Below are 13,685 nucleotides of genomic sequence, written 5' to 3'. Positions count from 1 at the left end.
GTTATCCGGCCAGATAGGCCACCGCGTCGCGCAGCCGTTCCCCCGCTGCGCGCACGGCGGCGACGTCCGGTCCGGCACGGAGCACCTCGCGGGACACCGCAGGCAACAGCGTGCCGGGCCGGGCCCCTCCGAGTCCGGCGAGCGCGTCCGGGCGTCCGCCCTGGGCGCCGACGCCGGGCAGCAGCACCGGTCCGCCCAGCTGGGACAGATCGGGCACCTTCGTCAGCGTCGCACCGACGACGACGCCGACCGAACCGTCGCCGGCGGCATTGACCGCCGCAGCGTTGTTCACCGACGCGACGGAATCGACCATCGACTGCGCCACGGTGCGCCCACCGGTCACCGCGCGCTGCACCGAAGCACCCTCCGGGTTGGACGTGGCGGCCAGCACGAACACCCCGCGGCCGCCCGCGGCCGCGACGTCCAGCAGCGGCTGCAGCGAGCCGAAGCCGAGGTACGGCGACGCTGTCACCGCATCGGCGGCCAGCGGTGAGTCGCCGGCCCACGCCTGGGCATAGGCGGCCATGGTGGAACCGATGTCGCCGCGTTTGGCGTCGGCCAGCACCAGCACCCCGGCGTCCCGCAATCCGGCGATGGTCCGCTCCAGCACCGCGAAGCCCGCCGATCCGTAGGCCTCGAAGAACGCGACCTGCGGCTTGACGATCGCGAAGCCCGCGAATGCCTCGACGCAGATCTCACTGAACTTCGCCACGCCGTCCGCCGACACCGGCAGGCCCCACGCCGCCAACAGCTCCGGGTGCGGGTCGATGCCAAGGCACAACGGACCCCGCCGAGCCATGGCGGCCCGAAGCCGCGAGCCGAAGGTCACTTCTCGGCCAGCTGGCTGTGCAGCTCCTGCAGCGACCGCACCCCGATGTCACCGCGAATGCCGGCTTCGATGCCCTGCACCGCTGCCGAGGCGCCCTGCACCGTCGTCACGCACGGAATGCTGGCCGACACGGCAGCCGAGCGAATCTCGTACCCGTCGATGCGCGGACCCGAGTTGCCGTACGGCGTGTTGATCACCATGTCGACCTCGCCGGCCTTGATGGCGTCGACCGCCGACATCGCCGGCCGATCCGGGCTGGGCTCCTCGAAGTTCTTCCGGACGACCTCGCACGGAATGCCGTTGCGGCGCAGCATTTCCGCAGTGCCCTCGGTGGCCAGCACCCGGAAGCCGAGGTCGGCCAGGCGCTTGACCGGGAACACCAGCGAGCGCTTGTCCCGGTTGGCCACCGACACGAACACGGTGCCGCCCGAGGGCAGCGAGCCGTAGGCCGCGGTCTGGCTCTTGGCGAAGGCGGTACCGAAATCGCTGTCGATACCCATGACCTCGCCGGTGGACTTCATCTCCGGCCCGAGCAGCGAATCCACCTGCGAGCCATCGGCTTTGCGGAACCGGTGGAACGGCAGCACGGCTTCCTTGACCGCGATCGGCGCGTTGGGCGCGACGGTGGCGCCGTCGCCCTCGGCGGCCAGAATGCCTTCGGCACGCAGCTCCGAGATGGTGGCGCCCAGCATGATCCGGGCACACGCCTTGGCCAGCGGTACCGCGGTCGCCTTCGAGACGAAGGGCACCGTGCGGCTGGCGCGCGGGTTCGCCTCGAGCACGTACAGCACGTCGTCCTTGAGCGCGTACTGCACGTTGAGCAGGCCGACCACGCCGATGCCGTGGGCGATGGCCTCGGTGGCCTTGCGCACGGCGGCAATGTCGGTGCGGCCCAGCGTGACCGGCGGCAGCGCGCACGCGGAGTCGCCGGAGTGGATGCCGGCCTCCTCGATGTGCTCCATCACGCCGCCGATGTACACCTCGGTGCCGTCGCACAGGGCGTCGACGTCGATCTCGATGGCGTCTTCGAGGAACCGGTCGACCAGCACCGGGTGCTCGGGCGAGAGCTCGGTGGCGCGCTCGATGTAGCCCTGCAGGGTCTGCTCGTCGTAGACGATCTCCATGCCGCGGCCGCCCAGCACGTACGACGGGCGCACCAGCACGGGGTAGCCGATGTCGGAGGCGATACGCCGGGCCTGCTCGAAACTCGTCGCGGTGCCGAAGCGCGGCGCGGGCAGCCCCGCCAAGCGCAGCACCTCACCGAACTCGCCGCGGTCCTCGGCCAGGTCGATGGCCTTGGGGCTGGTCCCGACGACGGGCACCCCTGCCTTCTCGAGCCGTTCGGCCAGGCCCAGCGGCGTCTGGCCACCGAGCTGCACGATCACGCCGACCACGCCCGGACCACCGGCCCCGGAAGCCTGCTCGGCGCGGTATACCTCGAGCACGTCCTCGAAGGTGAGCGGTTCGAAGTACAGCCGGTCAGCGGTGTCGTAGTCCGTCGAGACGGTCTCCGGGTTGCAGTTGACCATGACGGTTTCGAAACCGGCCTGGCTCAATGTTGTTGCCGCGTGCACGCAGCTGTAGTCGAACTCGATGCCCTGGCCGATGCGGTTCGGGCCCGAGCCCAGGATCAGCACCTTGGGCTTCTCGGTCTGCGGCGCCACCTCGGTCTCGGCCGCGGGGTCCAGCTCGTAGCTGCTGTAGTGGTACGGCGTCTTGGCGTCGAACTCGGCGGCGCAGGTGTCGACGGTCTTGTACACCGGATGGATGTCGAGCCGCTCGCGCAGCGCGCGCACGCCGGCCTCGCCCGCCAATTCCGGCCGCAGCGCGGCGATCTGGCGGTCCGAAAGGCCACTGTGCTTGGCCCGGCGCAGCAGACGCTCGTCGAGCACCGGGGCGTCGACGAGCTCGCCGCGCAGCGCCACCAGGGTGGCGATCTGGTCGACGAACCAGGGGTCCACGCCAGATGCCTCGGCCACGACCTCGACCGAACCACCAAGGCGCAGCGCCTGTTCGATGTCGTAGAGCCGGCCGTCGGTCGCGGTGCGCAGGCCGGTGAGCAGCTCGTCGAGCGTCTTGTCGGGATCGTCCCCGGTCCAGAACCCGGCCCGCTTGGTCTCCAGCGACCGCATCACCTTGCCGAGCGCCTCGATGAAGTTGCGGCCCAACGACATCGCCTCACCCACCGACTTCATGGTGGTGGTCAGCGTCTGGTCGGCGCCGGGGAACTTCTCGAACGCGAACCGCGGCGCCTTGACGACGACGTAGTCCAGGGTCGGCTCGAAGCAGGCCGGGGTTTCCTTGGTGATGTCGTTGACGATCTCGTCCAGCGTGTAGCCGATGGCCAGCTTGGCGGCGATCTTGGCGATCGGGAAACCCGTTGCCTTGGAAGCCAATGCACTGGACCGTGACACGCGCGGGTTCATCTCGATGACGATCAGGCGGCCATCGGCGGGGTTGATGGCGAACTGGATGTTGCAGCCACCGGTGTCGACGCCGACCTCGCGCAGGATCGCGATGCCCAGGTCACGCAGCTTCTGGTACTCGCGGTCGGTCAGGGTCATGGCGGGCGCGACGGTCACCGAGTCGCCGGTGTGCACACCCATCGGATCGAAGTTCTCGATCGAGCAGACCACCACGACGTTGTCGCGGTGATCGCGCATCAGCTCGAGCTCGTATTCCTTCCAGCCGTAGATCGATTCCTCGATCAGCACGTTGGCGCTGGGAGAGGCCGCCAGACCCTCCGAGGCCATCCGCTCGACGTCTTCCTTGGTGTAGGCCATGCCGGAACCCAGGCCACCCATGGTGAAGGACGGCCGGACCACCACGGGCAGGCCCAGCTCGGCGACGGTATCGCGGACCTCATCCATGGTGTGGCAGACCCGGCTGCGGGCCGATTCCCCACCGACCTTGGCGACGATGTCCTTGAACTTCTGCCGGTCTTCACCGCGCTGAATGGCGTCGAAATCGGCACCGATCATCTCGACGTTGTACTTCTCCAGTACGCCGTTCTCGTGCAGCGCGACAGCGGTGTTCAGTGCGGTCTGCCCGCCGAGGGTGGCCAGCACGGCGTCGATCTTGTTGCCGCGCTCGGCCTGCTGGGCGATCACCTTCTCGACGAAAGCCGGGGTGATGGGCTCGACATACGTGTTGTCGGCGTACTCCGGGTCGGTCATGATGGTCGCCGGGTTCGAGTTGACCAGGCTGACCTGCAGGCCCTCGGCGCGTAGCACGCGGCAGGCCTGGGTGCCCGAGTAGTCGAACTCGCAGGCCTGGCCGATGACGATCGGTCCGGACCCGATCACCAGGACGTGGTTGAGGTCTGTGCGGCGTGGCATTACTTGCCCTCCCCTGCCATCAGGTTGGCGAACTTGTCGAACAGGTACTCGGCATCGTGCGGACCGGCCGCCGCCTCGGGGTGGTACTGCACCGAGAACGCGCGTCCGTCGAGCAGCGAAACACCCTCCACCACACCGTCATTGGCACAGGTGTGGCTGACCACTGCGCGGCCGAACGGAGTGTCGAACTCTTCCCCGGCTTCCCCTTCGAGCGCGAAGCCGTGGTTCTGCGCGGTGATCGCGATGCGGCCGGTGGCCTGCTCGACGACCGGGATGTTGATGCCGCGGTGGCCGAAGGTCATCTTGTAGGTCGAGCGACCGAGCGCACGGCCGAGAATCTGGTTGCCGAAGCAGATGCCGAACAACGGGATTCCGGCCGAGAGCACCTGCTTGGTGAACTCGACCATGTGGTCGGCGGTGGCCGGGTCACCCGGGCCGTTGGACAAGAACACGCCGTCGACCTTGAGGGCGGCCACCTCGTCGAACGTGACCGACGACGGCAGCACGTGGCTGCGGATGCCGCGGGCCGCGAAGTTGCGCGGGGTGTTGGTCTTGATCCCGAGGTCGACGGCCGCAATCGAGAAGCGCTCCGCACCAACGGGCTCGACGACGTACCGGTCACCGGTGCTGACCTCGCCGGCCAGGTCGGCGCCCAGCATCGACGGCTGGTTGCGCACGCGCTCGACCAGCGTGTCGACGTCGGCCAGAGCCGGACCGGAGAAGACGCCAGCCTTCATCGAGCCGAAGTTACGCAGGTGCCGCACGATGGCTCGGGTGTCGACGCCCGCGACACCGACGATGCCCTGACGCACCAGTTCGTCGTCGAGGGTGCCGGTGGCGCGCCAGTTGGAGGCGCGCGGCGACGGGTCGCGGACGACGTAGCCGGCGACCCAGATCTTGTCGTCGCGGCTCTCGTTGTCCTCACCGTTCCAGCCGGTGTTGCCGATTTGCGGGGCGGTGGCCACCACGATCTGCCGGTGGTAACTCGGATCGGTCAACGTCTCCTGGTAGCCGGACATGCCGGTGGAGAACACCGCCTCACCCAGCGTCTCGCCCACGGCGCCGAACGGCGTTCCGGTGAACACCCGGCCGTCCTCCAGCACGAGTACGGCAGTCTGATCGGTCTGGGTCACTTGCTGTCCTCCTCAACCCATTTGGCCAGTTCGCGACGGTCGTCGCTACGGAATCCGGTATCGATCTCAGTGCCCGACGGCAGCTTCCACCGGATGGCCAGAATCCCGTCGTAGGTGAGCACCTTGCCGGCGATGGCCCGCTCGGTGCGGATGGCGGTGATGGACTCCTGGGGAATCCAGATCGGACTACCTCCGGTGAGCTGCAGCATGATCCCCTCGGGATAGCGCGTCAGCACGGCCTTGCTGCGAAATCCGAGGGAGCCCACGGCAATTCGGTCCTGCCAGCTCGGCGCGAAGGTGCTGCCGATGTACATGCCCTTGGTGGCGGGCACGGTCGCCGGTCCTACGGTGTCCGGCAGTGCGGGCAGCAGTCCGACGGCGCCGGCTTGGCGCTGCACTCGGTGCATCCAGCCCTTGAGCATCTGCCGGATCGCGAACCCGAGCAGTACCACCACGACGGCGGCCAGCACCAGGTAGGTGATCAGAGTCCCCGTGTTCATGCCGGACTGCGCCCGTCCCGCGCGGTGACCTTGCCGCGCAGCATCGTCAGCGTGACGGTGGCGGGCAGCGTCATCGACTCGTACGGCGTGTTGTCCGAGCGGCTGGCCAGGTCGGTGCCCTGCACTGTCCAGGTGGCGTCGGGATTCACCACGGTCAGGTTGGCGGGTTCACCGACCGCCAGCGGGCGGCCCTGGTCGGGCAGGCCGACGATGGCGGCCGGGGCCTCACTCATCACGCGGGCGACGTCGCGCCAGGTGAGCAGGCCCGGTGCGACCATGGTCTCCACGACGACCGACAGCGCGGTCTGTAGGCCGAGCATGCCCGGACGCGCGTGCGCGAACTCGCACATCTTCTCGTGCTCGGCGTGCGGGGCGTGATCGGTTGCGACACAGTCGATCACCCCGTCCGCCAGGGCCTGGCGCAGCGCCTCGGCGTCACTGGCCTCACGCAGCGGCGGGTTGACCCGGTTGCGGCCGTCGTAGTCGGCCAGCCGGCTGTCGTCGAGCAGCAGGTGGTGCGGGGTGACCTCGGCGGTGATCGAGATGCCCTGGGCTTTGGCCCACTTGATCAGCTCGACGGTGCCCGCCGTGGAGGCATGGCAGATGTGCACCCGGGCGCCGGCGTCGCGGGCCAGGATCGCGTCCCGGGCCACGATCGACTCTTCAGCCGAGCGCGGCCAGCCGGCCAATCCCAGCCGGGCAGCGTTCGGGCCTTCGTGCGCGACGGCGTCGACGGTCAGCCGAGGTTCCTCGGCGTGCTGAGCGATCAGGACCCCAAGTCCCGCAGCGTATTCCAGGGCCCGGCGCATCACCAGCGGATCGTCCACGCAGATGCCGTCGTCGGAGAACATCCGGACCTGCCCGGCACCGGCGGCCATGAGGCCCATCTCGGTGAGTTGCTTGCCGTCGAGTCCGACGGTGACCGCGCCGACCGGGTGCACGTCGACCAGGCCGACCTGCTGCCCGCGATGCCAGACGTGGTCGGTGACCACGACGGTATCGGCGACCGGGTCGGTGTTGGCCATGGCGAAGACTGCGGTGTACCCGCCGAGCGCCGCTGCCGCCGAACCGGTTTCGATGTCCTCGGCGTATTCGCGGCCGGGCTCGCGCAGGTGGGTGTGCAGGTCCACGAAGCCGGGCAGCATGATCTGGCCCGTGGCGTCGATGACCTCGTCGGCTTCGGAACCGATCCCCGATCCAATTTCAACGATCTGGCCGTCCGCGATCAGCACGTCGACCGGCTCACCCTCACCGTACAGCCGGACCCCGGAGATCACCGTGGTCTTGCTCATGCGATCACCTCCCGGCCGGCGCCCACGAGAAGCTGGAACAGCACTGCCATGCGAACATGCACCCCATTCGAAACCTGTTGCAGTACAGCTGATTGCGACGAGTCCGCCACAGACGATGCGATCTCCATGCCGCGCAGCATCGGACCGGGGTGCAGCACCACCGTGTCCTCGCCCAACCCGGCCAGGCGCTTCTCCGAAAGCCCGTAGCGCACCGAGTACTCGCGCGCCGACGGGAAGAACGCGCCGTTCATCCGCTCGGCCTGCACGCGCAGCATCAGCACGGCGTCGGCGGCCGGGAGTTCGGCGTCCAGGTCATGCGACACCGTCACCGGCCACTCCGAAACCCCCACCGGCAGCAGTGTCGCCGGCGCCACCAGCACCACCTCGGCGCCCAGCGTCGACAGCAGCGAGACGTTGGAGCGGGCCACCCGGCTGTGCAGGATGTCACCGACGATCACCACGCGCCGGCCCTCGAGGCCGCCGAGCCGCTGCCGGATGGTCAGCGCATCGAGCAGTGCCTGCGTCGGGTGTTCATGGGTGCCGTCGCCCGCGTTGATGACGCTGGGTCCGCCGTGCTCTTCGCGCGTCCACTCCGCAAGTTGTTGTGCCGCACCCGAAGCCGGGTGCCGGATGATCAAGGCGTCGGCGCCCGCAGCGCGCAGCGTCAGCGCGGTATCCCGCAGCGACTCCCCCTTGGCCACCGAGGACCCGGAAGCGCTGACGTTGATGACGTCGGCGCTCATCCACTTGCCGGCCACCTCGAACGACACCCGGGTACGAGTGGAGTTCTCGTAGAACATGGTGATGACGGTGCGGCCGCGCAACGTCGGGAGCTTCTTGACGTCGCGGCCCAGCAACGCTTCGCGAAACCTGTCGGCGTCATCGAGGATGGCCGTCGCCGCATCGCGGCTCAGGTCCGAGGCGGACAGCAGATGTTTCACCTGGTGGGTCCTCCATAGGGTGCGATAGCGACGCAGTCTGTTCCATCTGTCTCCAAAAGCCGCACCTTGACGTTCTCGCTGCGCGACGTCGGGACGTTCTTGCCGACGTAGTCGGCGCGGATGGGCAGTTCGCGGTGGCCGCGGTCGACGAGCACCGCCAGCTGCACCATGCGCGGTCGGCCGATGTCGCGCAGCGCGTCCAGCGCCGAACGGACCGAGCGGCCGGAGTACAGGACGTCGTCGACGAGGATCACGGTCGTGTTGTCGATGCCGCCTTCGGGAATCGAGGTCGACGCCAGCGCCCGCGGCGGTTTGAAGTTCAGATCGTCGCGGTACAGCGTGATGTCGAGCGCGCCGTGTGGCAGGTCGACGTCGGCGAATTCTTTGACCTTCTCGGCGATCCGGGCGGCCAGGGTGACGCCGCGGGTCGGAATGCCGAGCAGCACCACGCGCGGGGCGTCCGGCGCGTCGAGCGCGGTCTTTTCGATGATCTGATGGGCGATGCGCGAGATGGTCCGGCCGACATCGGCGGCGGACAGCAATTCCCGGTCGGAGCCGCCGGGCACGCCAGTTGCATCGTTACCTGTGACAGCCACGAGCTACCTGACCTCCTTCTCCGCCTCTCTGGACGGGTCGTTAAAGGACGTCTAACTAGCCGCGTAGCTTAGCAGGCCGCCACGGCGTCACCATCACGCATCTCATCCTGCGCATCGTCGAGTTCAGCGCCCCGGGTTTCGGGCAACACCAGCGTGCACGCGATGCTGACCAGCACGAAGACGGCGATCATCAGCCCAATGGCCCAGCTCCCGAGGGCGGCGACCAGCGGCCCGGCGACCACCGGCGGCAGCGCGCCGCCGACGATGCCGGCGAGATTGAAGGCCATACCGGCGCCGGTGTAGCGGTAGCGCGTGGCGAACGTCTCAGGCAGGAACGCGCCGATGGGGCCGTAGGCCAGCCCGAAGATGCAGAAGATGCCGGCGATGGCCACCGCGAACGCCACCGGCGACCCGGAGTCGATCAACGGCATGACGAGGAACGCCCATGGCAGCGCCAGCCCGAACCCGAGCAGGATGATGGGCCGCCGGCCGTACCGATCGCACAGCACCGCCGAGATCGCCGAGAACACCATCAGGGCCACCCCGGCGAGGACACCGACGGACAGGATCAGGGTCCGCGGATGGTGCATGCGGGTGCTGGCGTAGCTCATCAGGTACGTGCCACCGAGAAAGCTCATGGTGAAGATGCCGACCATGCAGCCGGCACCGAGCAGCACCTGCTTGCCCTGTCGGCGCACCAGTTCCGACAGCGGCGCCCGCGGCACCGTCCCGCGCTTCTGTTCCGCGAGGAACACCGGGGTCTCGTCGATGGTCAGCCGCACGTAGAGCGCCACCGCCAGCAGCACCGCGCTGAACAGGAACGGCAGCCGCCAGCCCCAGTCCAGGAACACCGGGCTCTTCTCCCCGATCGTCACGTTGGCGATCAGCACCACCAGGTTGCTGACGGCCAGGCCGGCCCCGGCACCCAGCTGGGTGAACATGCCGTAGGTACCGCGTTTTCCGGCTGGGGCGTACTCGGCGCTCAGTAGTGCCGAGCCCGCCCATTCGCCGCCGACGGCGAAGCCCTGGCACACGCGCAGGGTCAACAGGATGATCGGCGCCGCGAGACCGATCGACGCCGAGCTGGGCACCAACCCCACGCCAACCGTGGACAGACCCATGATCAGCAGCGTCGCGACCAGAGTTTTCTTGCGGCCCAGCCGGTCGCCGAAATGCCCGAAAACCGCCGCGCCGACCGGGCGGGCCAGGAACGCGACCGCGAAGGTCGCCAGCGACGAGATGGTCGCCATAGCGGGCGGCAGGTTCGGGAAGAACACCTGCGGGAAGATCAGCGCCGCAGCCGTCCCATAGATGTAGAAGTCGTAGAACTCGATCGCAGTACCGATGAAACTGGCGAATGCCACCTTGTTCATCGGTGTGTGCGGGGTCGACGCGTCTGCAGCCACGTCAGGCAGTATTGCCTACCGAGTGGCCGCTGCCGATCGATTTACCTTCCCGCCGGCTCGGACGGCACCGCGAGCGCCTCCGCATCACCGGCTAACGTGACCGGGGTGAATCTCGACGCGAACACCGAATCGGTCAGCGCGGCGATCGACACCGGCCTGCTGGCCGGCGCGGTCACGCTGGTGTGGCAGGACGGCGCGGTGCGGCAGGTCAACACGCTCGGCCACCGCGACGTGGAAGCCAAGCTGCCGATGGAGCGCGACACCGTGTTTCGCATCGCGTCGATGTCCAAGCCCATCACCGTCGCGGCGGCCATGACGCTGGTGGACGAGGGCCGGCTGGCCTTGACCGATCCCATCGCGAACTGGGTGCCCGAGCTGGCCAACCCGCGGGTGATGACGAGCCTCGACGGACCTTTGGAGCGGTCCGTGCCCGCCCGGCGGCCCATCACCATCGAGGACCTCATGACCCACCGCGGAGGCCTGGCCTACGGGTTCACGGTGCCGGCGCCGCTGGGCAAGGCGTACAACAAGTTGCAGTCGCTGCAGGACCCGGACCGCTGGCTGGCCGAGCTGGGGCAGCTGCCGCTCGCCCACCAGCCCGGTGACGCCCTGACCTACAGCCAGTCGACCGACGTGCTGGGCTTCATCCTGTCGCGCATCGAGGGCAAGCCGCTGCCGGATGTGTTGGCGGAGCGCATCTTCAAACCGCTCAGCATGGTCGACACCGGCTTCGCCGTGACGCACTCCGGCCGGCGTCGTGCCGCGACCATGTATCAGCTGGCAGCCGACGGAGACACCTTGCGCTTGCAGCCCGGGAAGATGGGGCCGCCGCAGGTGGTGCCTCCGACGTTCTGCGCCGGCGGCGGCGGTCTCTGGTCGACCGTCGACGACTACCTGACCTTCGCGCGGATGCTGTTGGCCGGCGGCGAGGTCGATGGAGTGCGGGTGCTGTCGGAGGAATCGGTGCGATCGATGCGCACCGATCGGTTGACCGCCGAGCAGAAGTCGCAGAACTTCCTCGGTGCGCCGTTCTGGATCGGCCGCGGCTTCGGACTGAACCTGTCGCTGGTGACCGACGAGGCCAAAGCCACGCCGTTCTTCGGTCCGGGCGGCCCCGGCACGTTCAGCTGGCCGGGCGCGTTCGGTACCTGGTGGCAGGCGGACCCGAGCGCCAACCTGATCCTGATCTACCTGATCCAGAATCAGCCTGAGCTCAGCGTCGATGCCGCGGTAGCGGTCGCCGGCAATGCCTCACAGGCCAAACTCCGTTCGGCGCGACCGAAATTCGTGAAGCGGACCTATCAGGCGCTGGATCTGTAGTCTGCGGTCGCAGAAGCCCGGCTGCGCCTCAGTCCAGCGAACGCTCAATTGCCGCTTGAGCGTTCAGTGCGACCGCGGCGTATTCGATGAGCCGATCGGCGGTCATCCGCGCCGACGGCCCCGAGATGCTGAAGCAGGCCCGGGCCAAGCCATCACGCCCGCGTACCGCGACCGCGACCGCGGATATGCCGTCGTGCAGACCCTCGACGGTGACGGCATAGCCACGCTGCCGGGTGGCGCGCACCTCTTCCCACAGCCACTCGGGGTCGGTGATCGTGTTGGCGGTGACCTTGGCCGGCGCGCCGGCCAGATACGCCGCGATCCGGGCGTCGTCCAGCGTCGCCAGATACGCCTTGCCCGTCGCGGCGGCGTGTAAGGGCAACCGGGTACCCAGTGGCAGGAATGCCCGGAGCTGATGCGAGCTGTCGAGTCGTTCGACGAGCACGAGTTCATCTCCGTCCGGCACGGCGAGGTGGACCGTCTCTCCCGTGATCGATTGCAGCGCGGCCAGTTCGGGCAAGGCAGCCTCCCGAAGGTTGTCTCGGGTGGCCACCGCACTACCGAGCCGGTAGGCCAAACCTGTTATCTCCCAACGGCTGCCGTCGGAGGTTGGCCTGAGCCAGCCGGCTTCGGCCAGGGTCTTCAGATTGCGCTGCACAGTGGTCTTCGGAATCCCCAGCCGACGGGTGAGCTCGCTCAACCCGACAGGCTGGGCGGTCGCGACCTCCTCGAATACCCGCAGAGCGGTAAGCACGCTGTTCACCCCGCCCTCCTTTCACACTTGACGCCTGGCGAATCGACACCCTAGCGTTGGTCCGTAATATAGTCCATCGGTCCATATTATGGACCGTTATCTAGAAGGCGCTGGTCAATGACAGTCCCTTTGCTTCACGCAATCCACAACCATCGCGACGCCCACCGGCCGGCCGTGACCGTTGGCGATCATTCGCTCCACGCCGCAGAACTGTTGGAGGCAGCCGGCGCGGTCGCGGACAGAGTCGGCGACTCCCGGGCCGTCGCGATCAACGCGACGCCCGATATCGAATCGGTGATCGCGGTGGTCGGGTGCCTGCTCGCGGGCGTTCCGGCGATACCCGTGCCGCCGGATTCGGGCTCCGCCGAGCTCGGCCACATTCTGGCCGATTCGGGCGCCGAGATCTGGGCCGGAGCGCCGCGTCCCGATACCTCGCTGCCGATTCTGGCGATCAATCCCGCCGCGCGTTCCAGCACCACCTGGACCGAACCCGACCCATCATCGGCAGCCTTGATCGTCTACACCTCCGGCACCACCGGAGCCCCTAAGGGCGTGGTGCTGTCACGGCGCGCCATCGCCGCGGGCATCGACGGGGTTGCCGCCGCGTGGGAGTGGAACGCCGACGACGTTCTGGTGCAAGGACTTCCACTGTGCCACGTGCACGGCCTGGTGCTCGGGGTCCTGGGCGCGCTGCGGATCGGCTCCCCGCTGATCCACACAGTTCGCCCCAAGCCCGACTTGTACGCCGCCGCCGGTGGCACGCTCTATTTCGGAGTGCCCACCGTCTGGTCGCGCGTGTGCGCCGATCCGGTTTCGGCTCGAGCCCTGGCCGGGGCGCGACTGCTGGTCTCCGGCAGTGCACCATTGCCGGTACCGGTGTTCGAAACGCTCACCACACTTACCGGCACGCCCCCTGTCGAGCGGTACGGGATGACCGAAACGATCATCACACTCAGCACCCGATACAGCGGCGAACGCAGGCCAGGCTGGGTGGGCCTGCCTGTCGACGGGGTACGGACTCGCATCCGCACCGAATCCGGCGAGCTGGCACCACATGACGGAGAATCGCTGGGGCAGTTGGAGATTGCCGGGTCGACGGTGTTCGACGGTTACCTGAACAACCCAGCCAAGACTGCTGAGACCATGACCCCGGATGGCTGGTTCCGCACCGGTGACATCGCGGTCATCGATCCCGGCGGTTTTCATCGGATCGTGGGCCGGGAGTCCGTCGACATGATCAAATCCGGCGGCTATCGGATCGGCGCCGGGGAGGTCGAGCACGCATTGCTCACCCACCCAGGGGTCCTCGAGGCCGCAGTCGTCGGCGTACCGGATCCCGATCTCGGCCAGCGCATCGTCGGGTACGTGGTCGGCGATAGCCTGAGTCCGCAATCGGTCATCGACCACGTAGCGTCGTCGCTGTCAGTCCACAAGCGCCCGCGCGAGATCCGCTTCGTCGACGCGTTGCCACGCAACGCGATGGGCAAGGTGCAGAAGAAGGCCCTGCTGGCCGACTACGGCTAGCCCGGCGCGCGAATCAGGCCTCGGGCTCGGGGGGGGGGGGGGGGGGGGGGAG

General features: G+C 68.3%; 11 protein-coding genes. 2 read left to right on the top strand and 9 right to left on the bottom strand.

The window, feature by feature from the left end:
- Position 1: 1 nt before the first annotated feature.
- The 8 genes from pyrF to AC3WTE_RS18730 form a co-directional block, all read right to left on the bottom strand.
- Entirely contained in the window at positions 2-829 is an 828-nt protein-coding gene (gene pyrF, locus AC3WTE_RS18765; RefSeq protein WP_492439829.1) for an orotidine-5'-phosphate decarboxylase, read from the bottom strand.
- On the bottom strand, positions 826-4,167 hold the full coding sequence (gene carB, locus AC3WTE_RS18760) for a carbamoyl-phosphate synthase large subunit (RefSeq protein WP_492439827.1): 3,342 nt from the start codon (positions 4,165-4,167) through the stop codon (positions 826-828). Before carB ends, pyrF begins: the two co-directional genes overlap by 4 nt.
- Positions 4,167-5,300, bottom strand: coding sequence for a glutamine-hydrolyzing carbamoyl-phosphate synthase small subunit (carA, locus tag AC3WTE_RS18755; protein WP_492439825.1), 1,134 nt, complete (start codon positions 5,298-5,300; stop codon positions 4,167-4,169). Before carA ends, carB begins: the two co-directional genes overlap by 1 nt.
- Positions 5,297-5,800, bottom strand: a complete 504-nt coding sequence (locus tag AC3WTE_RS18750; RefSeq protein ID WP_459369958.1) for a PH-like domain-containing protein — start codon at positions 5,798-5,800, stop codon at positions 5,297-5,299. The genes carA and AC3WTE_RS18750 overlap by 4 nt, the downstream gene beginning before the upstream one ends.
- Positions 5,797-7,092, bottom strand: coding sequence for a dihydroorotase (locus tag AC3WTE_RS18745; RefSeq protein ID WP_492439823.1), 1,296 nt, complete (start codon positions 7,090-7,092; stop codon positions 5,797-5,799). Before AC3WTE_RS18745 ends, AC3WTE_RS18750 begins: the two co-directional genes overlap by 4 nt.
- Positions 7,089-8,033 carry an aspartate carbamoyltransferase catalytic subunit gene (locus tag AC3WTE_RS18740; RefSeq protein WP_492439821.1) on the bottom strand — a complete coding sequence of 315 codons (945 nt, stop codon included), beginning with the start codon at positions 8,031-8,033 and terminating at the stop codon, positions 7,089-7,091. The genes AC3WTE_RS18745 and AC3WTE_RS18740 overlap by 4 nt, the downstream gene beginning before the upstream one ends.
- Positions 8,030-8,599, bottom strand: a complete 570-nt coding sequence (pyrR, locus tag AC3WTE_RS18735) for a bifunctional pyr operon transcriptional regulator/uracil phosphoribosyltransferase PyrR (protein WP_492439901.1) — start codon at positions 8,597-8,599, stop codon at positions 8,030-8,032. The genes AC3WTE_RS18740 and pyrR overlap by 4 nt, the downstream gene beginning before the upstream one ends.
- A 98-nt stretch (positions 8,600-8,697) precedes the next feature.
- Positions 8,698-10,002 carry an MFS transporter gene (locus AC3WTE_RS18730; protein WP_492439899.1) on the bottom strand — a complete coding sequence of 435 codons (1,305 nt, stop codon included), beginning with the start codon at positions 10,000-10,002 and terminating at the stop codon, positions 8,698-8,700.
- 138 nt (positions 10,003-10,140) lie between these two features.
- Here AC3WTE_RS18730 and AC3WTE_RS18725 point away from each other — a divergent pair, with 138 nt between their 5' ends.
- Positions 10,141-11,355: a serine hydrolase domain-containing protein gene (locus AC3WTE_RS18725; protein WP_492439819.1), complete on the top strand. Its 1,215-nt coding sequence runs from the start codon at positions 10,141-10,143 to the stop codon at positions 11,353-11,355.
- A gap of 28 nt (positions 11,356-11,383) precedes the next feature.
- On the opposite strand, the gene AC3WTE_RS18720 is transcribed toward AC3WTE_RS18725, so the two are convergent.
- Positions 11,384-12,118, bottom strand: a complete 735-nt coding sequence (locus tag AC3WTE_RS18720; protein ID WP_492439817.1) for an IclR family transcriptional regulator — start codon at positions 12,116-12,118, stop codon at positions 11,384-11,386.
- Between the two features lie 108 nt (positions 12,119-12,226).
- Here AC3WTE_RS18720 and AC3WTE_RS18715 point away from each other — a divergent pair, with 108 nt between their 5' ends.
- Positions 12,227-13,633 carry an acyl-CoA synthetase gene (locus AC3WTE_RS18715; protein WP_492439815.1) on the top strand — a complete coding sequence of 469 codons (1,407 nt, stop codon included), beginning with the start codon at positions 12,227-12,229 and terminating at the stop codon, positions 13,631-13,633.
- Positions 13,634-13,685 lie beyond the last annotated feature (52 nt).

Source organism: Mycobacterium sp. FW102-FHT13B02 (assembly GCF_058790275.1).
This window is presented reverse-complemented; position numbering and strand designations above follow the sequence as displayed.